This window comes from Frankia sp. CeD (genome assembly GCF_000732115.1).
In the GTDB taxonomy this organism is placed as follows: domain Bacteria; phylum Actinomycetota; class Actinomycetes; order Frankiales; family Frankiaceae; genus Frankia; species Frankia casuarinae.
This window is the reverse complement of sequence record NZ_JPGU01000004.1, coordinates 121281-142646: the sequence shown is the minus strand read 5'-3', so window position 1 is coordinate 142646 and position 21366 is coordinate 121281. Positions and strand designations below refer to the sequence as shown.

The 21366-nt window shown below is 71.1% G+C and carries 17 protein-coding genes and 1 pseudogene; 16 read left to right on the top strand and 2 right to left on the bottom strand.

Annotated elements, in window-relative coordinates:
* Positions 1-3 precede the first annotated feature (3 nt).
* From CED_RS04700 to cutA, 15 genes are all read left to right on the top strand, one after another.
* Positions 4-1170, top strand: a complete 1167-nt coding sequence (locus CED_RS04700; protein WP_011435806.1) for a glycosyltransferase family 4 protein — start codon at positions 4-6, stop codon at positions 1168-1170.
* Between the two features lie 54 nt (positions 1171-1224).
* On the top strand, positions 1225-1779 hold the full coding sequence (locus CED_RS04695; protein ID WP_035908762.1) for a hypothetical protein: 555 nt from the start codon (positions 1225-1227) through the stop codon (positions 1777-1779).
* 149 nt (positions 1780-1928) lie between these two features.
* Positions 1929-2861: a pyridoxal 5'-phosphate synthase lyase subunit PdxS gene (gene pdxS / locus CED_RS04690; RefSeq protein ID WP_035732888.1), complete on the top strand. Its 933-nt coding sequence runs from the start codon at positions 1929-1931 to the stop codon at positions 2859-2861.
* A complete protein-coding gene (gene pdxT / locus CED_RS04685) occupies positions 2858-3457 on the top strand; it encodes a pyridoxal 5'-phosphate synthase glutaminase subunit PdxT (RefSeq protein WP_011435809.1) in 600 nt (199 codons plus the stop codon). Before pdxS ends, pdxT begins: the two co-directional genes overlap by 4 nt.
* Before the next feature lie 22 nt (positions 3458-3479).
* Positions 3480-4235: a YebC/PmpR family DNA-binding transcriptional regulator gene (locus CED_RS04680; protein ID WP_035908761.1), complete on the top strand. Its 756-nt coding sequence runs from the start codon at positions 3480-3482 to the stop codon at positions 4233-4235.
* A gap of 103 nt (positions 4236-4338) precedes the next feature.
* Positions 4339-4857: a crossover junction endodeoxyribonuclease RuvC gene (gene ruvC, locus CED_RS04675; RefSeq protein ID WP_035732886.1), complete on the top strand. Its 519-nt coding sequence runs from the start codon at positions 4339-4341 to the stop codon at positions 4855-4857.
* A complete protein-coding gene (gene ruvA, locus CED_RS04670; RefSeq protein ID WP_011435812.1) occupies positions 4854-5597 on the top strand; it encodes a Holliday junction branch migration protein RuvA in 744 nt (247 codons plus the stop codon). The genes ruvC and ruvA overlap by 4 nt, the downstream gene beginning before the upstream one ends.
* Positions 5598-5711: 114 nt before the next feature.
* Positions 5712-6758 carry a Holliday junction branch migration DNA helicase RuvB gene (ruvB, locus tag CED_RS04665; RefSeq protein ID WP_035908759.1) on the top strand — a complete coding sequence of 349 codons (1047 nt, stop codon included), beginning with the start codon at positions 5712-5714 and terminating at the stop codon, positions 6756-6758.
* 185 nt (positions 6759-6943) lie between these two features.
* Positions 6944-7411: a preprotein translocase subunit YajC gene (gene yajC, locus CED_RS22150; protein ID WP_011435814.1), complete on the top strand. Its 468-nt coding sequence runs from the start codon at positions 6944-6946 to the stop codon at positions 7409-7411.
* 147 nt (positions 7412-7558) lie between these two features.
* On the top strand, positions 7559-9382 hold the full coding sequence (gene secD, locus CED_RS04655) for a protein translocase subunit SecD (protein ID WP_035908757.1): 1824 nt from the start codon (positions 7559-7561) through the stop codon (positions 9380-9382).
* Between the two features lies 1 nt (position 9383).
* Positions 9384-10580, top strand: a complete 1197-nt coding sequence (gene secF / locus CED_RS04650; protein ID WP_011435816.1) for a protein translocase subunit SecF — start codon at positions 9384-9386, stop codon at positions 10578-10580.
* A 141-nt stretch (positions 10581-10721) separates the two neighbouring features.
* On the top strand, positions 10722-11288 hold the full coding sequence (locus CED_RS04645; protein ID WP_011435817.1) for an adenine phosphoribosyltransferase: 567 nt from the start codon (positions 10722-10724) through the stop codon (positions 11286-11288).
* Between the two features lie 82 nt (positions 11289-11370).
* The gene (locus CED_RS04640; protein ID WP_051868664.1) at positions 11371-14037 is read left to right on the top strand and encodes a bifunctional (p)ppGpp synthetase/guanosine-3',5'-bis(diphosphate) 3'-pyrophosphohydrolase; all 2667 of its coding nucleotides are present in this window, start codon (positions 11371-11373) and stop codon (positions 14035-14037) included.
* Entirely contained in the window at positions 14027-16270 is a 2244-nt protein-coding gene (locus CED_RS04635; RefSeq protein WP_035908756.1) for a bifunctional (p)ppGpp synthetase/guanosine-3',5'-bis(diphosphate) 3'-pyrophosphohydrolase, read from the top strand. Before CED_RS04640 ends, CED_RS04635 begins: the two co-directional genes overlap by 11 nt.
* A gap of 346 nt (positions 16271-16616) precedes the next feature.
* The gene (cutA, locus tag CED_RS04630; protein WP_011435820.1) at positions 16617-16943 is read left to right on the top strand and encodes a divalent-cation tolerance protein CutA; all 327 of its coding nucleotides are present in this window, start codon (positions 16617-16619) and stop codon (positions 16941-16943) included.
* Here cutA and CED_RS04625 read toward each other — a convergent pair.
* A complete protein-coding gene (locus CED_RS04625; protein ID WP_011435821.1) occupies positions 16936-18459 on the bottom strand; it encodes a helix-turn-helix transcriptional regulator in 1524 nt (507 codons plus the stop codon). The two genes, cutA and CED_RS04625, sit on opposite strands and share 8 nt — an antisense overlap.
* A gap of 172 nt (positions 18460-18631) precedes the next feature.
* Here CED_RS04625 and CED_RS04620 point away from each other — a divergent pair, with 172 nt between their 5' ends.
* Positions 18632-20425, top strand: coding sequence for a DEAD/DEAH box helicase (locus tag CED_RS04620; protein ID WP_035908753.1), 1794 nt, complete (start codon positions 18632-18634; stop codon positions 20423-20425).
* An 11-nt stretch (positions 20426-20436) separates the two neighbouring features.
* On the opposite strand, the pseudogene CED_RS22145 reads toward CED_RS04620, so the two are convergent.
* Positions 20437-21312, bottom strand: a pseudogene (locus tag CED_RS22145) (peptidylprolyl isomerase); the annotation flags it as partial.
* Between the last annotated feature and the right edge of the window lie 54 nt (positions 21313-21366).

The window sequence follows — 21366 nt, the reverse complement described above, 5'->3', positions numbered from 1 at the left end:
GCCGTGAAGATCGGTCTGGCCTGCCCCTATGCCTGGGACGTACCGGGCGGGGTCCAGGCGCACGTGCGTGACCTCGCCGAGACCCTGATCGCCGCCGGTCACGAGGTGTCCGTCATCACCCCGGTGGACGACGAACGGACCCTGCCGCCCTACGCGGTGGACGCGGGTCGGGCGTTACCGCTGCCCTACAACGGCTCCGTCGCCCGGCTCCTGATGGGCCCGGTCTCGGCCGCCCGGGTCCGCCGTTGGCTGCGTGAGCACGACTTCGATGTCCTGCACGCCCACGAACCGACCGCGCCCAGCGTCAGCCTCCTGGCCTGCATGCTGGCCGATGGACCGATCGTCGCCACCTTCCACACCGCCAACCCCCGGTCGCGGTTCCTCACCGCGGCCCAGGGCGCGCTGCAGCCGTCGTTCGAGAAGCTGCGGGCTCGGATCGCGGTCTCCGAGGCGGCCCGGCGCACCCTCGTCGAGCATCTGGGCGCCGACGCCATCCTGATCCCGAACGGGGTGGCGGTGCAGAACTTCGCCGGCGCCCGGCCCCTGCCCGACTACGACGACGGGCGGCCCACCGTCGTGTTCCTCGGGCGTATCGACGAGCCGCGCAAGGGCCTTGACGTGCTGCTCGCCGCCCTGCCTGCGCTCGCCGCCGAGATCGACGGTGTCCGGCTGCTGGTGGCGGGGCCCGGTGACGGGGCGGCGGTGCGGGCCCGGCTGGAGCCCACCCTGCGCTCGCGGGTCGACCTCGTCGGCATGGTCTCCGACGCTGACAAGCCCCGGGTTTTCGCCTCCGGGCAGGTCTACTGCGCCCCGAACACCGGTCAGGAGAGCTTCGGGATCGTGCTGCTCGAGGCGATGGCGACCGGGACCCCGGTGGTGGCCAGCGACATCGACGCCTTCCGCCGGGTCCTCGATGACGGGCGCGCCGGCAGGCTGTTCGACGTCGGCGATCCCGCGCGGCTGGCCGCGACCCTGGCCCAGGTGCTGCGTGATCCCGCCGGCGCCGCGCGGCTGGTGGAACGCGGTCGCGCCGTCGTCACCGCCTACGACTGGCGGGCCATCGCCGAGCGGATCGTCGGGGTGTACCAGATGGTCTCCGGGGACATGCGGGTGTCGGTCGCGACGGCGACGCGGTTGCCGGTCCGGGGCGACGCGAGGAGTGGTAACTGACCTGCCCCGGTACCAGAGCCACGTCACATTCGGCCGTTGGTTACGCTGCGCGGGATGACCGTCGTCGTGGTGGTGGTCGCCTTGGTGGTGGCGATCNCGACCTATCTGACCTGGCTGGCCACTCGGCTCGACCGACTCGCGGCCCGGGTCGCGGACGCCCGCGGTGGGCTGGTGGCGCACCTGGTCGCCCGCGCCGACGCCGCGCGCGAGCTGGCCCTGCGATGTGAGCTGGCCGAGCTGGGCGAGAGCGTGGCCCGGGCCCGAACGGCCTATCCGGACCTGCTCGCCGGGGGGGCGTTGGACGCCGCGGTCGAGCAGAGCGAGAATGCCCTGAGCCGGGCGTTACGGTCCGCCGAGGTCGCCGCGGCCGGCCAGCACCACCCCGCCGAGCTGCATGCGGTCGACTCCTGCGCGGCCCGGGTCGCGCTCGCCCGGCAGTTCCACAACGACGCGGTCCGCGACCTGCGGGCACTCGCCGGTCGACGCGTGGTGCGGATGGCGCACCTGGCCGGCCGCCGGCCGCCGGCCAGCTACTTCGAGATCGACGACGCCCTGCCGATCCGTGGCGAGGGCGTCCCTCGCGACGACCTGCCGGGGCTGGCCTCCTGATGGCCCGGCCGGTCGCGAGATCGCCGTACCATGGAAAACCGACCCACCCGTACGGGAACCATCCGGTGGGGTAGCCGACATGCAGGTGCCAGACATGCCGGTACCCAGCGGCCCTGGCGACCCGACCCAGTGAAAAGAGACGGCACATCATGTCCGAGGGCCAGACTGCCCCCGCCGCCGGCCCGGCGACCGACTCCGCCCGGCATGCCGGTACCGCCCGCGTCAAGCGCGGCATGGCGGAGATGCTCAAGGGCGGTGTGATCATGGATGTGGTCACCGCCGAGCAGGCCCGCATCGCCGAGGACGCCGGCGCCGTCGCGGTGATGGCGCTGGAGCGGGTTCCCGCCGACATCCGGGCGCAGGGTGGGGTGGCGCGGATGAGTGATCCCGACATGATCTCGGAGATCATCGAGGCGGTCTCCATCCCGGTCATGGCCAAGGCCCGGATCGGGCATTTCGTCGAGGCACAGGTGCTGCAGGCGCTCGGGGTGGACTACGTCGACGAGTCCGAGGTTCTCACGCCTGCCGACCCGCACCACCACATCGACAAGTGGCGCTTCACGGTGCCGTTCGTCTGCGGAGCCACCAACCTGGGGGAGGCGCTGCGCCGGATCGCCGAGGGCGCGGCGATGATCCGTTCCAAGGGTGAGGCGGGCACCGGCGAGGNGTCCAACGCCGTGGTGCACATGCGTACCATCCGGGCGGAGATCGCCCGGCTGTCGGGGCTGCCCGCCGAGGAGCTCTACGCGGCGGCCAAGGAGCTGCGCGCCCCGGTCGAGCTGGTCGCCGAGGTGGCCCGGCTCGGTCGGCTGCCCGTCGTGCTGTTCACCGCCGGCGGTATCGCCACCCCGGCGGACGCGGCGCTGATGATGCAGCTCGGCGCGGACGGGGTGTTCGTCGGGTCCGGGATCTTCAAGTCCGGGGACCCGGCGCGCCGCGCTCGGGCCATCGTCGAGGCGACCACCATGTTCAAGGACCCCGACGTTCTGGTGAAGGTCTCCCGGGGCCTTGGCGAGGCGATGGTGGGCATCAACGTCACCGAGCTTCCCCCGGAAGCCCGCTACGCCGACCGCGGCTGGTGAGTGGCCCGCGGATCGGCATCCTCGCGTTGCAGGGGGATGTGCGCGAGCACGCCCGGGCGCTCACCGAGGCCGGCGCGCGGCCGGTGGCGGTGCGCCACGCGGTGGAGCTCGCCGAGGTCGACGGGCTCGTCCTGCCCGGAGGTGAATCCACCACGATCGGCCGGTTGCTGCGCGTGTTCGAGCTGTTGGAGCCGTTGCGGGCGGCGGTGGCCGCGGGGTTGCCCGTGTTCGGTTCATGTGCTGGCATGATCCTGCTTGCGCGGGACGTCGTGGGCGGTCGGCCGGATCAACCACTGATCGGCGGACTGGACATCGTCGTCCGGCGTAACGCCTTCGGCCGGCAGGTGGACTCGTTCGAGGCACACCTCGAGGTCGTCGGGGTGGCGGGGCCACCTGTGCACGCGGTCTTCATCCGGGCACCATGGGTAGAAAAGGCAGGAGACGCGGTCGAGGTCCTGGCCCGTGTCGCCGAGGCGCCGGTGACGGTCCGCCAAGGACCGCTGCTGGCCACCGCGTTCCATCCGGAGCTGACCGGTGATGCCCGGGTGCACCGGCTATTCGTCGACAGCGTCCGATCGTCCGGGTCCGGTCGATGATCGGGCGCAAGAGAGGCAGGTCATGAGCGGCCACTCCAAGTGGGCGACCACCAAGCACAAGAAGGCGGTCATCGATGCCCGCCGGGGCAAGCTGTTCGCCAAACTGATCAAGACGGTCGAGGTGGCGGCCAAGACGGGCGGCGGAGACCCCGCGGGCAACCCGACGCTCGCCGACGCCATCGCCAAGGCGAAGTCGCAGTCCGTGCCGAACGACAACATCGAACGGGCCGTCAAGCGGGGTTCCGGCGAGCTCGCCGGTGGGGTGAACTACGAGGACATCACCTATGAGGCGTACGGCCCGGGCGGGGTGGCGATCCTCGTGGAGTGCCTGACCGACAACCGTAACCGGGCGGCGTCGGATGTCCGGGTGGCGATCACCCGTAACNGCGGCACGGTGGCCGACCCGGGGTCGGTGTCGTACCTGTTCAACCGCAAGGGTGTCGTGCTTATCGAGAAGACCGCCGGCCTCACCGAGGACGACGTACTGCTCGCTGTGCTCGACGCCGGCGCGGAGGAGGTCAACGACGTCGGGGAGGCCTTCGAGGTGGTCTCCGAGGCGACCGATCTGCACGCCGTGCGGGTGGCCGCCACCGATGCCGGCCTGGCGGTCACCTCCGCGGACATCTCCTGGCTGCCGAGTGTGAGCGTGTCGCTGGAGGCCGAACCCGCCGCCAAGGTCCTCAAGCTCATCGAGGCGGTCGAGGATCTCGATGACGTCCAGAACGTCTGGTTCAATGCCGACATCTCCGATGACGTGATGGAGCTCGTCGGCAGCTGATCGTCCTCTCGGGCGATCTGTTGGGCGTGTCGTGGATGTCCGGTTGTGCCGCCGCCCCTAGAATCGAACGAATGTTCTTGTGAACGTGCGGTCGGGAGGGTGGATGCGGGTGCTGGGGGTCGATCCGGGGCTGACCCGGTGTGGCCTGGGGGTCGTCGACGGTGGCCTCGGCATCCGGGCCCACCTGGTCGAGGTGGGGGTGGTGCGCNCCCCCGCCACCGCCGAGGTCGCCGAACGGTTGTGCGCCGTGTCCGATGGCATCGACGCCTGGCTCGATCGCACCCGCCCGGAGGCGGTCGCGGTCGAGAAGGTCTTCAGCCAGGCGAACATGCGTACCGTGATGGGCACCGCGCAGGCCGGGGCGGTCGCCATCGTGCTGGCCGCCCGGCGAGGCCTGCCGGTGGGTCTCTACACGCCCAGTGAGGTGAAGGCCGCGGTGACCGGCAGCGGCCGGGCGGACAAAGCGCAGGTCAGTTTTATGATCACCAGATTGCTCGGNCTGACCGAGGCGCCACGCCCGGCCGACGCGGCGGACGCCCTCGCGTTGGCGCTCTGCCACCTGTGGCGCGGGCCGGCGCTGGCCCGGTTCCGTTCCGCCGCGCCGGGCGGACCCACCCGATGATCGCGTCGTTGGCCGGCACGGTCACCGCGCTGACCCCGCTGTCCGCCGTCATCGAGGTCGGCGGGGTGGGCCTGCTCGTCCACTGCTCGCCGTCGACGCTGTCGCGGCTGCGGGTGGGGGAGTCCGCCTCCCTCGCCACCACCCTGATCGTGCGCGAGACCGAGCTGACCCTCTACGGCTTCGCCGACGCCGATGCGCGCGACGTCTTCGAGATCCTGCAGAGCGCGGCCGGGGTCGGGCCCAAGCTCGCCCAGGCCGTGCTCGGGGTGCACGATCCCGACACGGTGCGCCGCGCCGTCGCCGAGGAGGATCTCGCGGTGCTGACGAAGGTCCCCGGTATCGGGCGCAAGGGCGCGCAGCGCATCGTCCTGGACCTGCGGGACCGGCTCGGTCCGCCGGGTGACGGTGCGCCGCTGCCCGGCCCGCGCCTGACNTCGGGACCGGAACCGATGCCGGCCGATGCCGTCGGGGTCGCGGCGACCGTGCGGGAGGCGCTGGTGGGCCTGGGCTACTCGGGTCGTGAGGCCGACGCCGCCGTGTCCCGGGCGCTCGTGGTCCTGGCCGCGCCCGTCGGCGAGGGCGCCGCAGCCGGTGGCGAGCAGGCCGCCCCGGGCAAGGGAGACGTCCCGGGAAAGGAAGGCGCCCCGGGTTCCCGGGCCGGGGCCGACTCGGGAACCGGCGGCGCTCCGCCCGACACCGCGACCCTGCTGCGCGCGAGTCTTGCCGTGCTACGCAGGTGAGGGCCGTTATGACGCCGCCATGCGGCGCGCGACCGCGTCGGGCGGTGGTCAGCCGGGGCGGCGGTCGGTCGGAGCGGGGGTACGTCGAGGGGCGGGGGTACGCGGAGGTGGGACATGAGTGACGACGGCCTGGTGTCCGCCGCGGCGAGTCCCGAGGAGCGCGCCTTCGAGGCCGGGCTGCGTCCGCGCACCCTGGCCGAGTTCGTCGGCCAGCGTAAGGTGCGCGAGCAGCTCACAATCATGCTCGAGGGGGCGCGGGCGCGTGGTCGCCCGCCGGACCACGTCCTGCTGTCGGGCCCGCCCGGTCTGGGCAAGACCAGCCTTGCGATGATCATGGCGCAGGAGCTCGAGGTTCCGTTGCGGATGACCAGTGGGCCGGCGATCGAACGCGCCGGGGATCTCGTCGCGATCCTCACTGCCCTCTCCCCGGGAGAGGTCCTGTTCCTCGACGAGATTCACCGGATCGCCCGGCCAGCCGAGGAACTGCTCTACGCCGCGATGGAGGACTTCCGGGTTGACGTCATCCTGGGCAAGGGCCCGGGCGCGACCGCGATCCCCCTCGACGTGTCGCCATTCACGCTGGTCGGGGCCACCACCCGGTCGGGCCTGCTGACCGGCCCGCTGCGGGATCGGTTCGGGTTCACCGCCCATCTGGACTTCTACGACGCCGACGAGCTCGCCCGGGTGCTGACTCGCTCGGCCGGCCTGCTGGGGGTCNCCCTCACCGCCGAGGGAGCCGCCGAGGTCGCTGGCCGGTCGCGTGGTACGCCCCGCATCGCCAACCGGTTGCTGCGCCGGGTGCGCGACTACGCGGAGGTGCGGGCCGACGGCGTGGTCACCCGCGAGATCGCCCAGGCGGCGCTGCGGATCTACGACGTCGACGGGCTCGGACTGGACCGTCTCGACCGGGCCGTGCTGGAGGCGCTGGTCACCCGGTTCGGCGGCGGTCCGGTCGGGCTCACCACGCTCGCCGTGTCGGTCGGGGAGGAACCGGAGACGGTGGAGGACGTGGCCGAGCCGTTCCTGCTGCGTGCCGGCCTGCTGATCCGTACCGCCCGGGGCCGGATGGCCACTCCCGCCGCCTTCGAGCACCTCGGTCTGGANCCCGTCACCGATCCGCTCGGTCGTACCCAGGTCTCGCTGTTCACCGAGGGAGAATGACTGTGAGAGGGTCGGTCGGCCGGGGAGTAGTCACTGAAGGTGATTACTCCGTCCGGGATGAGTCGTCCCCGTAGCATCGGCCATTCCGGCCGGAGGAGGTCCTGTGTGCCGGGCACAACCGCCCTGCCCACCACAGGCATCCGATCGATACGTACGATCGCCGCAACACATCAGGAGGGCAGGACGTGCACGTACTCGTGGCAGCTTCGGTGGCGGCCGGCAAGGACGGGGGCAGTTCGATCAGCGGGCTTCTGTTCCCGCTGATCCTCATCCTGGTGATCGTCTACTTCTTCTCGATGCAGCGGCGCCGCGCCAAGGCGCAACAGCAGCAGATATCGCGGATCGTTCCCGGTACCCTGGTGATGACCACCGCTGGTCTCTACGCCACGGTCGTCGAGATGGAGGACGGCGACCTCCTGCTGGAGGTTGCGCCCGATGTCGTCTGCCGCTTCTCGCGCAGCGCGGTCGCTCGGGTGATCAGTACGCCCGGCGGAGCCGGGGACGGCGGGGAGTCCTCCGGGGAACCCCGGTCACACGACGACGGTTCCGACGGCCCCGGTGGCGCCGAGGCGTCGCATCCCGGCGGTGGCCTCCCCGGTGGGGACGGCGGCACGGGCGGTGAAACGACACACCCGCCCCGCAAGGAGCTGTGATCGCCGGTCACCTGACCGAGCACTACCGTTCGGGGAGCGGAACGCACCCTCGGTGACATTCGTTCGGATACTTTGGGCACCGCCGGTCCGGGCAGCGGCGAGACGAACGAGCGCCGGCACACCGGCGCGTGAGGAAGGGACTCGCAGGTGGCACGCGGCTCGGCACGGGTACCCAGGGGGATCTCCGTCTGGACCCGGCTGGGGATCCTCGGCGGTCTGATCGTCGTCCTCTACGGCCTCATGGCCGCTACCGGAAACTGGAAGCCCCGGCTCGGGCTCGACCTGCAGGGCGGGACGAGCGTCATCCTCACGCCTCGTGCCACGCAGGGAAACAACGTCGACAGTGGTGCCGTCAACCAGGCCGTCGACATCATCCGGCAGCGCGTTGACGGCTTGGGCGTCGCCGAGTCCGAGGTTCATCGTACCGGCAACCAGATCGAGATCTCGGTGCCCGGCCGCGGCCGCAACGACGTCGTGGATCTGGTCGGGCAGACCGCTGAACTGCGTTTCCGTGAGGTCGCCACGTCCGGCCAGGCCACCCCGGTGCCCACCCCCACTGGGGCGGCCTCCGCACCCACGCCGGGTGCGACGGGCCAGCCGGCCCCGACGGCCGGCCAGAGCACGCCGAGCATCGCGCCGTCANCCCCGGCNCCCGCCGCGTCGAACAAACCGGCCGCGCTCGGTGACGGCACGGGCCGCGGCCTGATCGCCCAGCCGGTGTCGCTGACCGCCGCGGGCACACCCGCGGTGGGCGCGGCCTCGGCTTCTCCGGTGGCCTCGGCTTCTCCGGCCCCGGCCCCCGCGCCGGCGGCGACCGGGTCGACCGGGTCGACCGGGGACAGCCCGCCTGCCGACGTGTTCGCTCGCTACGAGTCGCTGACGTGCGCAGCGGCCGACGTCCGCAAAGCCTCGGTCAGCACCGACCGCCCGCAGGACTGGACCGCCGCCTGTGACCGGACCGGGACGACGAAGTACCTGCTCAAGCCGGCCACGGTGGTCGGGACGGATGTGAAGACCGCCTCCGCGGGCCTGCAGGGCGGCGGCGGGACCACGGGCATCACCACCGGGCAGTGGGTCGTGAACGTCGAGTTCACCGGTCCGGGCCAGAACAAGTTCACCAAGCTGACCGAGAGCACGATCGGCAAGCAGGTTGCGATCGTGCTCGACGGGGTGGTGCAGTCCGCGCCGCAGACCAACGAGCGCATCCCCGGATCGGCCCAGATCTCCGGCGGCTTCAGCCAGTCCGACGCCGAGGACCTCGCCAACGTGCTGCGCTACGGTGCCCTTCCCCTGGCCTTCGAGCGCTCCCAGGCCGAGTCCATCTCGCCGACCCTCGGTCGTGACTCGCTGCACGGCGGACTGCTCGCCGGCGCCATCGGACTCGTTCTCGTCATCGCCTACTCCTTCCTGTACTACCGGGCGCTGGGCATGGTCGTGATCATCTCCCTCGCCGTCAGCGGTCTGCTGATCTACGCCTCGGTGGTGCTGCTCGGCGTGGCGATCGGGTTCACGCTGACCCTGGCCGGCATCGCCGGCCTGATCGTGTCGATCGGTGTCACGGCGGACTCGTTCGTGGTCTACTTCGAACGGATCAAAGACGAGGTCCGGGCCGGTCGCACGGTCCGGGCGGCCACGGATCGTGCCTGGCCCGCCGCGCGGCGCACGATGCTCTCCGCGGACACGGTTTCCTTCCTGGCCGCCGCGGTCCTCTACATCCTGTCGATCGGCTCGGTGCGCGGCTTCGCCTTTACGCTCGGGCTGTCGACGTTGAGCGATGTCGTGATCATGTTTATCTTCACCCGGCCGTTGGTGACGTTGCTGGTGCGGCGCAGACTGTTCTCGGTCAGCCGGTACTCGGGCCTGAGTCCGAAGACCCTCGGCGGGCGTGGCGGTGGCGTGGCGCCGGCCGCTTCCACCCGGGCGCGACTGGCCAAGCGGCCGGCGCCGGCCGGGCAGAGGCGGGAGAGCTGAGATGGCACTGGTCGGGCGGATCTACCGCAGCGACTTCAACGTCGACTTCGTCGGCCGGCGCAAGGCCTGGTATGCCGTCTCCGGCGTCGTGGTCGCCGTCTGCATCATCAGCATGATCTTCCGTGGCTTCACCTTCGGTATCGAGTTCTCCGGTGGCGCGGTCTTCCAGCTACCCAGCGGTGGCGGTACCGTCGCGCAGGTCGAGGACACGCTGTCCGGCATCGGGCTCGACCCGGCGGACAGTGTGGTCCAGCAACTGGAGACCTCCCACCAGTTCCGGATCCAGACGCCGACCCTCTCCGACGCCCAGACCCGTGAGCTGACCGGCGCGTTGGCCAAGCGCTTCTCGGTGTCGAACCCGGACCGCGACATCGCCGTGTCGACCGTCGGCTCGTCCTGGGGATCGACGATCACGAACAAGGCCCTCCAGGGCCTGGCCGTCTTCCTCGTGCTCGTCGTGATCTACCTCTCGGTACGGTTCGAGTGGAGGATGGCGCTCGCGGCGATGGCCGCTCTTGTTCACGACCTCGTCGTCACCATGGGTGTCTACTCGCTGGTAGGTTTCGAGGTGACGCCGTCGACGGTCATCGCCGTGCTGACGATCCTCGGATTCTCCCTGTACGACACGGTGGTGGTGTTCGACCGGGTGCGGGAGAACACCGCGGGCATGGGCACGTCGACGCGGCGGACCTACGCGGAGGCGACGAACGACGCGCTCAACGAGACGTTGGTGCGTTCACTGAACACCTCCCTCATCGCCCTCATCCCGGTCGCATCCCTCCTCTTCGTCGGCGCCGGTCTGCTCGGTGCCGGCACGCTGAAGGACCTCGCGCTCGCCCAGTTCGTCGGTATCGCCTCCGGTACATACTCCTCCCTGTTCTTTGCCACGCCGCTGCTCGTCGACCTCAAGCGCGGCGATCCCGCCGTGCGGGCGCTGGATGCGCGGGTCGCCCGTGAGCGCGCCAGGCGGGTCCGGGCCGCCGCGGGTGTGCCGGGCACGGCTGTTCCCGCCGGCGCGGCGGTCGATCCGGCCGGCTGGGGTGAGGACGCTCCCGTCTCCGGCGCGCGTGAACCGGTTCCGGCCGGGGCGAACCTGGGCGGTGCCGCCCGACGACCGTCGGGCGCGCCCCCTGCCCGGCGCGCCGCGGGGCGCAAACCCGGGCGGCGCGGACGGCCGAGCGGTAAGAAACGCCGGTGAGCCAGGTCGCCGGCCGCGCGGATCTGGGCGGGGCTCCGATCGGGTGGCCGCGGATCTCCGGACGATCTTGATGTCGGGACGATCCTGATGTCCGGGCAACCCTGAAGTCCAGACGACCCTGAAGGTGGGAGAAGCGGCACGATGACGAGCATCGACGACGCACCGCAGCGGTCCGCCGCGCACGACGCGGTCGCCGAGGTCCTGCGTGGCCACATCCGCGACATTCCCGACTGGCCGCAGCCAGGGGTCGTGTTCAAAGACATCACCCCGCTGCTCGCGACGCCGACCGCCTTCGGGGTGGTCATCGGTGCGCTGGCGGACGCGGCCCGGGCGCTGGGGGCCACCACGATCGCCGGCATCGAGGCGCGGGGCTTCCTGCTAGCCGCGCCGGTCGCGGACCGGCTGGGCACCGGCCTCGTGCCGATCCGTAAGCAGGGCAAGCTGCCGGGGCCGACCCGAAGCGCCTCCTACGACCTGGAGTACGGCGCCGCCACGATCGAGATCCACGCCGACGCGGTGCACGACGGCGACCGGGTCCTGCTCGTTGACGACGTGTTGGCCACCGGTGGCACCGCGGCCGCCGCACACAGCCTGCTCGCGGCTGGTGGCGGGGAGGTCGTGGGGCTGGCGGTCCTCATGGAGCTGTCCTTCCTACCGGGCCGTGATCGGGTCGCGCCGCTCGATGTCGTCTCCCTTCTGACGATTTGACCTCGCCCGGGCGAGGTCCGCGGAAGGCTTCTGACCAGTGCGGCGTTAGGCTCGGTGTCTAGTCCTTACGCAGGAGCGGTCCGTGCCCGAGGCAGCGCCGGTGACCACCGGAGTTTCGCAGCCCGCCGTCACTCCCTTCCGGGAGCCCCGGCCGGTGGGCGATGCCGCGCGGGCCACCGCCGGATCGGCGGCGCGTGAGTCGGCAGTCCACGGGCCGGCAGTCCACGGGCCGGCAGTCCACGGGCCGGCAGTCCACGGGCCGGCAGTCCACGGGCCGGCACAGCCGCCGGCTGCGGATGGTGGCGACGTCCGCGGGCAGGAGCCGCCGGGTGGATCCCCGGGGGGGTCCGAGCTGGTCACCGCGGTCGGCATGGGACGGCGTCCCGAGGACGGTTCCCCGGTCGTCCCCCGGTTGGGGCACGAGTCGCCGCCGCTGCCGCGTCGGGTACGCGGTCGGCTCTCCCGCCTTGCGACGCACCGGGCGACGCCTCCCTCGGCTCTCGACCCGGTGCTGCGTGGGCTGCTCGCGAACCACCCGCGCGCCGACATCGCCCAGGTGCAGCAGGCGTTCGAGGTCGCCGACGCCGCGCACGCCGGCCAGGTGCGCTTCTCCGGCCACCCGTACATCACTCATCCGATCGCGGTCGCGAGCATCCTCGCCGATCTGGGGATGGACACCGCGACGCTGTCCGCGGCGTTGCTGCACGACACCCTCGAGGAGACGACGCTTACCGTCGATGCAATCCGGGACACCTTCGGTGACCATATCGCGCTCATCGTCGACGCGGTCAGCAAGCTCAACCGGGTCAAGGTCGGCGAGGCGGCCCAGGCGGAGACCATCCGCCGGATGGTCGTCGCGATGGCCCGCGACCCACGCGCGCTGGTGGTCAAGCTCGCCGACCGCCTGCACAACATGCGTACCCTGCGCTTTCTGCCCGAGCACAAGCAGGAACGCAAGGCTCGGGAGACGCTCGAGGTCTACGCCCCGCTCGCCCACCGGCTCGGCATGAACTCGTTGAAGTGGGAGCTGGAGGACCTCTCGTTCGCCGCGTTGTATCCGAAACGGTACGACGAGATCGTCCGGCTGGTCGCTGACCGGGCCCCGAGCCGGGACGTCTATCTGGCCGAGGTGATCGGGCAGGTACAGGTCGGCCTGCGGGACGCGCGGATCAAGGCGGTCGTCTCCGGGCGGCCGAAGCACTATTACTCGATCTACCAGAAGATGGTGGTGCGCGGCCGTTCCTTCGACGACATCTATGATCTGGTCGGCATCCGCGTCCTGGTCGACTCGGTCCGGGACTGCTATGCCACGCTGGGTACCGTGCACGCGACCTGGAAGCCGATTCCCGGCCGGTTCAAGGACTACATCGCGATGCCCAAGTTCAACATGTACCAGTCCTTGCACACGACGGTCATCGGTCCCGAGGGCAAACCGGTCGAGCTGCAGATCCGCACGCACGCGATGCACAACCGGGCCGAGTACGGCATTGCCGCGCACTGGAAGTACAAGGAGGACGGGGTTGCGGCCCGGCCCTCGGCGGGGACCCCGGAGGGCGGGCGGGCCGGTCGGCGCAAGGGCGGACCCGATGCGGACCTCATGACCTGGCTGCGTCAGGTGCTCGACTGGCAGCGGGAGACCGCGGACCCGGGAGAGTTCCTCGACAGCCTGCGGTTCGCCGCCGAGACCGACGAGGTTTTCGTCTTCACCCCCAAGGGCGACGTCATCCCGCTGCCTGCCGGGTCGACCTCGGTGGACTTCGCTTACGCGGTGCACACCGACATCGGCCACCAGTGCGTCGGGGCCCGGATCAACGGCCGTCTCGCGGCCCTGGACACCCCGCTGGACAACGGCGACGCGGTCGAGATCTTCACCTCGCGGGCCCATTCGGCCGGCCCGAGCGAGGACTGGTTGATGTTCGTCCGTTCGTCGCGGGCCAGGACGAAGATCCGCCAGTGGCACGCCCGTGGGCGCCGGGAGGACGCGATCGTCGCCGGCCGCGACGCGATCGGCCGCGCGATGCGCCGCCACGGCCTGCCGCTGTCCCGCCTGATGAGCGGGGACGCGCTGTTGAACCTGGCCAAGGACCTGCGCTACGCCGACGTGGCCGCCCTCTACGCGGCCGTGGGGGAGAACCACGTCAGCGCCCAGTNGGTGGTCTCGCGGCTGCTCGTGGCCCTCGGCGGTCCGGAGGGGGCCGAGGAGGACGCGGGTGAGACCGAGCTGCCGATCCGCACGCTGCGTCGCTCGACCGGGGAGGCGGGGGTGCTCGTCACCGGTGCTCCCGACGTGTGGACGAAGCTCGCCCGCTGCTGCACCCCCATGCCCGGCGACGAGATCGCCGGTTTCGTCACCCGGGGCAAGGGCGTGTCGGTCCACCGGACGGACTGCTCCAACCTGTCGGGGCTGCGCGGCGGGCCGCACGACCGCACGGTCCAGGTCGAGTGGGCGCCGTCGTCGGGCTCGGTGTTCCTCGTCGTGATCCAGGTCGAGGCGATGGACCGTACCAAACTACTTTCGGATGNCACCCGGGTACTGTCCGACCGGCACGTGAACATCCTGTCGGCGTCGGTGGCCACCACACGGGATCAGGTGGCGGTCAGCCGCTTCACGTTCGAGATGGGAGACGCCAAGCATCTCCGGCACATCCTGAGTGCGGTGCGTGCCATCGAGGGCGTATACGGCTGTTTCCGCGTTACCTCGGGCGTACAGGTCNAACGGGTCGAATCAGGGGGGTGCCGTGGATGCTGAGACCGTGGGTGCGGGTCTGCCGGCCGGCGGCGGTCTGACCCCCGCGCTGTCCCGGGCCGACGGCGGTGCCGACGAGGCCTCCCGGGCCCTGTCGGCGGCCCGGCAGGCGAGCGTGCGTCTCGCCCACCTGGCCCGGCGGATGGCGACACCGCGGATGTCCCAGGTGCCGCCGGAGCTGCGTGACATCGTCGAGGCGCATCGCGACTATCATCCGCGCGCCGACATCGGCCTGCTGGTGCACGCCTACGGCGTCGCCGAGCGGCTGCACGCCGGTCAGATGCGGCGCAGCGGGGATCCGTACATCAGCCATCCCCTCGCCGTCACCGAGGTCCTCGCGGAGCTGGGGGTGGACACGACTACCCTGATCGCTGCCCTGCTGCATGACACGGTCGAGGACACCGGGTACACCCTCGACTCCGTCACCCAGGAGTTCGGCGCGGAGGTGGCCAACCTCGTCGACGGTGTCACCAAGCTGGACAAGATGCGGTTCGGGGAGGCCGCGGAGGCCGAGACGCTGCGCAAGCTGATCGTGGCCTTGGCCCGGGACTACCGAGTACTGGTCATCAAGATCGCGGACCGGTTGCACAACATGCGCACGCTCGCCTTCATGTCCCCTCCCAAACAGGTGAAGATCTCCCGGGTCACGCTCGAGGTCCTGGCCCCGCTGGCCCACCGGCTCGGCGTCAGTGTGATCAAGCGAGAGCTGGAGGACCGGGCGTTCGCCGTGCTCCATCCCGCCGAGCACGCCCGGATTGCCGCCACGGTGGACGAGTTCACCGCCGCTGAGCGCGCGGCCGGAACCGTCGCGGCGCTGGTGGCACGGTTGCGAGCCGGGCTCGCGGGGGCTCGCATCGACGGCGCCGTCTCCATCCGGGTCAGCCACCTGTTCTCGATCTACAAGCGGGCTCAGGAGCGCAACCGGCCCGTCCAGGACTACACCGACCTCGTCCGCGTCCTCGTGCTCGTTGACGAGGTGACGGACTGTTACGCGGCGCTGGGTGTCATCCACGCCCTGTGGCGACCGGTGCCCGGCAGGCTGCGCGACTTCGTGGCTACCCCGAAGTTCAACATGTACCAGTCCCTGCACACGACGGTGACCGACGGCGCCGGCCGCTCCCTCGACATCCAGATCAGGACGCCGTCGATGCACCGGCTGGCCGAGACNGGGATCGTCNCCCGNCCGGTCGGCCCNGGCGNGGANGGCGCCCGCCTGGAGGGCCTGTCCTGGTTGCACAGCTTGCTGGACTGGCAGGAGGAGGTCGACTCGGACGAGTTCCTCGAGTCGCTGTCCTCAGACCTGGATGCCGACGAGGTGCTGGCGTTCACGCCCAAGGGCAGGATGCTCGCACTGCCGGCCCGGTCCTCCCCGGTGGACGTCGCCTACGCCGTGCACACCGACATCGGGCACCGGGCGATCGGCGCCCGGGTCAACGGTCGGCTCGTCCCGTTGCATACCCGGCTGCGCAACGGCGACGTCGTCGAGATCCTGACCTCCAACCTCCCCGGCGCGGGACCGTCGGAGGACTGGTTGCACTTCGTCAGGACCTCCCGGGCCCGGGTACGTATCCGGCGCCGGCTGGCCCGGCAGCGCAGGGACACCGCCGCCGGGGCGGCCGAGCCGGGCGTCACGACCACCCGGTCCGGGAGCGGCGGCGGGGCGCGGACCGCCGGCGGCGCGGACGGCGCCTCGTCGGGCCTGCCGTCGCCGACCCGTCCGATCGCCCGGCGTGGGATGCCCAGCCTCGCGGCCGTGGCAGACGACGGGGTGGGTGGTCGGGTGCCGGCGAGGCTGGCGCGATGTTGCCTTCCGCTGCCCGGAGACGTGGTCGTCGGCTTCGCGACGCACGGCAGCACCGTGTCTCTGCACCGCCGGGAGTGCATGAACGCCACCGAGGCGGGGTCGGACCGCGAGCGCGTCGCGGTGGCGACCTGGTCGGCACCACAGGCGCAGATTTTTCCCGCGGAGATCGCCGTCGAGGCGTTCGACCGCTACGGGCTGCTCGCGGACATCACCGAGGTGCTCTCGGAGATCTCGGCGTCCGTCCGCGCGGCCTCGACGACCACATCCGATGATCGGGTCGCGCATGCGCGTTTCACGATCGAGGTCACCGGGCCGGAGCAACTGGACAAGGTGCTCGGCGCCGTGCGCGGCGTCGGCGGTGTCTACGACTGCTACCGCGTGTGCCAGACCCAGGGGTCGTCGGCTCACGGCGCGCCCGCCGGGGACGGGTGAAGCCAGCGCAGGGCGGCGGTGGCACCGACCCGGGCGGGGGACCGCGGCAGCGGTAGGACCAACCGGTGGGTGAGACCAGGCTGGTTACGGGAGCAGGCCGGTCTTCTCCGGCCGGCGTGGGGTGCTGTCTCTTGCGCCCAGCGTGGCCTTTCCGCGCCGGAATGTACCCTCCCGATCAACCGGCGGTAAACGGCTTGCGACTGAACCGCCCATTCCGGGTGGATCCGGGTGGAATGTCACGCGGAGAATACGGACCATCCTNCCGGACGCCGNAAATTCAACGGCTACCGCCACTGATCGATGTAGGGTATCTTGCGTATCCATCGTTTTAGAGATGGGAGTGCGCGTGGGTCACCTTCAGGTCATCGTGAGTATCGACTCCCGGGAAAGCGCTGACCGTATCGGTAGGATCCTGGTGGAGGCGCGTCTGGTCGCCTGTTTCCAGGTGATCGGACCGATGAGCAGCACCTACCGCTGGAAGGGCCAGATCGAGCAGGCCGAGGAATGGCTCTGTCTGGCGAAAACGACCACCGAACGATTCGATGAGCTACATGAGCGGCTCGTGGTCCTCCACCCCTACGAAAATCCCGAGATCATTGCCACGCCGATCGTCGCCGGCCATGCCGACTATCTGGGCTGGATCAGCGCCGAGACGGCACCCACCGTCAGGTGAGTGCCCGCAGCTGCTCGTCGAACTCGCGCACGGCCTGGGTGTGCTGCCAGGGCCGCAGGTGCTCCCGGGCGCGGCGGATACGGGCCAGGCCCAGCGAGAAGTCCGTCTGGAGCACGATCGCGAGGGACTCGGCCGCGAAGTGGCAGGCCGCCTCGATCTCCCGCCGCTGGATGTGCACCTCCGCGATGTCGCTCATCAGCAACGACCGCTTCTTCGTCGCACCGGGAGCGGCCGCCCGCAGTGCCTCGGTGGCGGCGGCGTAGGCCGCGGCGGGTCGCCGTAGCCGCGTGTAGGTGGTGACCTTCAGGCCATCGAGCCGGCCCCGGTCGAAGAACTGCGTCCAGACCCGGTCCCCGTCGCTCTCACCCCGGTCGAAGGCATCCTGGGCACGGTCGAGGGCGGCCAGCGCCGCCCGGCCCTCGCCGCGAGCGGCCTGCTCCTCGGCCTCCCGGGCAGCCAGCCAGGCCCTGGTCATCACCGTGCTGCCCGTGGCGGCTCGCCGCTGGGCTTCACCGAGCAGCGCGCAGGCCTGGTCGTGGCGGCCACGGCTGGCGGTCTGGTAGCTCTCGTAACCGAGTACGCAGGCCCACAGGGCGTGGTCATCGGCCTCGCGGGCGGCCTCGATGGCCACCCGGTAGTAGGCGACGGCCGCGGGCAGGTCGTTCATGTCGAACGAGAGCCATCCGGCGAGCGCCGCCGTCTCCCCGGCGGTGGANGTCAGCTCACGGCGCACCGGGGACCGGCTCGTGGTCTCCAGCAGCTGACTGAGCCTGCTCAGATGCCCGGTGACCCGCTGTATCAGGATCCGGGCGGGAACGCGTTCCTCTAAGCCGTACAGCCCCGCGGTGAGCTGGCCCAGCTCGTTGACGAGCTCCGGGGTCACCGTGCTACGGCGACGCAGCGCCGCCGAGAGGCGCTCCCAGGGCGGGGTGTCCGTGACGCCGTTCATGGGCACGACGGCGACGCCGCCCGCCGCGGCGAAGAGCCGGAGAAAGTCCCGACGTTCCACGGGAATACCGTTCGTGTCGATCATGTCGGTGCCGGGGTGAAGTACGAGTGTGCCCGCGGCGCCCGTCTCGCAGGCCGCCTGTTCAAGGTTCATCGACGCGGCGACGGCCGTACCCTGACCGGTTCCGCCCCGCAGTGCTCCGACGGCGGCGGGAAGCGCTTCGTCATCCACGAAACCGAGCTCCGCCGACGACCGGCCGAATAGCGCCCGCAACAACCGCTGATAACGCAGGCTTGGTTTCTTGTCGCCCTTCTCCCACTTGCAGATCATGTTGCCGGTCACCCCGGCCTCGCGACCCTCGTGGATGACGGAGAACCGACGGATCTCGGTGGCGAGCCGTTCCTGCGACCAGCCCCGTTCCTCCCGACTCAGTCGCAGCCGGGTGTTGGGTGTGCGGGTGTTGGGTGTGCGGGTGGTGGGCGTCCTGTCACCACCGGATACCTCAGGTGTTGGCGCGGAGGCCACCGGTGCGCGGGGAACTGCCGAAGGACCGGTCGTGAGCTGCATCGGGGCCTCCGAAGTCAATCGGTTGACTCCAGGAGCTTAACCCTCTGTGAGATAAGACGGTCATGCTCGGGCGTGGTCCCTTCGGGACCATCCACGGCAAAAGTGTGGTCATCCCGACGCGCCTGCGGCCGCCAGCGTCTTCGCCGAGTGCCGCCTTCTAGAGTGTGATGGCGTGAGAGCCGGCCCCCTCGACCGAAGCCCTCGTCCACGACGTCCCGTTCCACCAGCCCGACCGCTGCGCGCGTGGCAGCGTGCGGCCCTGGAGATCTACCGGTCACGGTCGTCGTCGGGCGCCCGGGACTTCATGGCGGTCGCCNCCCCGGGCGCCGGGAAGACGACCTTCGCCCTGCAGGTGGCCGCCGACCTTCTCACTGCCGGCGAGATCAGTCGGATCACCGTCGTCGCGCCCACCGAGCACCTCAAACGCCAGTGGGCCGTGGCCGCGGCGGAGGTTGGTGTCGACCTCGATCCGGACTTCCGCAACTCGGCCGGGGCGACATCCTCCGACTACACCGGTGTCGCCGTGACCTACGCCCAGGTGGCGGCGCATCCGGCCCTGCACCGTGCCCGGACCGCCGCGCGTCGCACCCTGATCGTCCTGGACGAGATCCACCACGCCGGCGACGCGCTGTCATGGGGTGAGGCGATCCGGGAGGCGTTCACCCCGGCCGCGCGTCGCCTCGCCCTGACTGGTACTCCGTTTCGCTCCGACGTCAACCCGATCCCTTTCGTCACCTACCTGCCGGGCCCCGACGGGGTGATGCGCAGCATCGCGGACTCCTCCTACGGCTATGCCGAGGCGCTGCGCGACGGGGTTGTCCGCCCGGTGCTCTTCCTCGCCTACTCGGGCGAGATGACCTGGCGGACCAGTGCCGGCGCGGAACTGAGCGCCCGACTCGGGGAGCCGCTCACCAACGAGCAGACCGCCGCCGCGTGGCGCACCGCGCTCGACCCGGGCGGGGACTGGATGCCGGCGGTGCTCGCCTCCGCCGACACCCGGCTGTCCCAGGTGCGGGCCGGCGGCATGCCCGACGCGGGCGGGCTGGTCATCGCCACGGATCACGCGGCCGCGCGCGCCTACGCCGCGCTGCTCACCCGGATCACCGGCACCTCGCCCGTGCTGATCCTCTCCGACGACCCGACCGCGTCGACCAAGATCGATGACTTTCGCCGGTCGGCCGACCGGTGGATGGTGGCGGTACGGATGGTCAGTGAGGGCGTGGACGTGCCTCGCCTGGCGGTCGGGGTCTATGCGACCTCGGCGTCAACCCCGCTGTTCTTCGCCCAGGCCGTCGGGCGGTTCGTTCGGGGCCGCGGTCGCGGGGAGACGGCGTCGGTCTTCCTCCCGAGCGTGCCGTCCCTGCTGGCGCTGGCTGGCGAGATGGAGGTCCAGCGGGACCACGCCCTGGAGAAGTCCCCGCGCGATCCGGACGCCTTCGACGACGACGCGCTGCGGGACGCCAACCGGCGCAAGGACATCCCCGACAAGCCGGACACCTTGTTCACGGCGTTGGGATCCTCGGCCCATCTCGACCGAGTGATCTTCGATGGCGGCGAGTTCGGCACCCCGGCGGCCCCCGGGTCCATCGAGGAGGAGGACTTCCTGGGCCTGCCGGGCCTGCTGGAGCCCGATCAGGTCGCGGTTCTGCTGCGCCAGCGGGAGGCCGCCCAGCAGGCCGCCACGCGCCGTGCCGCTGCCCGTGCCGCGGATTCGCCGGTCGTCCCGCCGGCCCGCGAGGGCGTGCAGCCGGCGGTCGAGGCGGCCACCCGGCCCGTGCACGAGGTGATCGGCGAGCTGCGCAAGGAGCTGAACCGGCTTGTCGGCGCACACTTCCACCGCACGGGCAAACCGCACGGGATGATCCACGCCGAGCTGCGCCGGACCTGTGGCGGTCCGCCGAGCGGCCAGGCCACCGCCGCGCAGCTCCAGGCCCGCATCGACACCATCCGCCGCTGGGCCGGTTGACCGGCGGGNCAGCCGCCCTGGGTGATCGTGATCGAAAGAATCTTCGGCTTGCTCGCCGGGGCACCATCGGAGCCGCCGCCCTCGACGCCGGGCCCGGTGAGCTTGTCGAGCACGTCGAGTCCCTTGGTGATCTTCCCGAAGACGGTGTAATTGCCGGCGAGCGCCGCCGCGCCCTGCGGGGTCGGGTTCTGGTAGTTGATGAAGAACTGACTGCCGTTGCTGTCCGGCAGTTGGCTGTGCGCCATCGCCAGCACGCCTCGGTCGTAGGTCACGCCCTGGGTATTCTCGTTGGCGTACCCGTACCCCGGGCCGCCGTTGCCGGTTCCGGTGGGATCGCCGCACTGCAGGACCGAGATGCCTGCGTCGGCCCCCCCGGTCTGGCGGTGGCACGTGGTGCCGTCGAAGTACCTGGCGTCGGCGAGCGTGCGCAGGGCGTGCACCGTGCATGGTGCCTTCTGGGCGTCCAAGGCGGCCGTGATGGTGCCGGCGTCGGTGATGATCACCATTGTCGCCGGGGACGTGTCGACGGTGGCCGCGGCCGCCGGCAGGGTGGCGCCGCGGGCCGGGGCCTCCCCGTTGGAGGTGTAGGTGCACTGCCCGACCCTGCTGGTCTGACGGGGGGCGGCCGATGGTGTCGGTGCGGTCGCGGTGGGTGCGGTCGCGGTGGGTGTCGTCGCGGCACCGGCGGCGGCCACGTCGGGCTGGTCGTCCTTGCCGGTGAGCAGGATCGCGGCGATCGTCGATGCCGCGACGACGATCGCGATGAATCCGGCGACGATCGCGAGCCGCTGCTGACGACGGCGATGGGCGAGCCGGCGCCGCTGCGCCTGCCGGGCCGCCCGGGCCTCGGCGAGCTCGCGTTGACGTCGCTCCTTTGAACTGGCCACCGTCGCCGGCCTCCCTCGCTTCTGATGCGGTCTGCTGGTTCTGGTGTGGTCTGG

What these genes read in the sequence shown, in the direction of transcription:
- secF (WP_011435816.1), top strand. Translation starts at nt 9,384, where the DNA reads ATGGCACTGGTCGGGCGGATCTACCGCAGCGACTTCAACGTCGACTTC.
- CED_RS04645 (WP_011435817.1), top strand. Translation starts at nt 10,722, where the DNA reads ATGACGAGCATCGACGACGCACCGCAGCGGTCCGCCGCGCACGACGCG.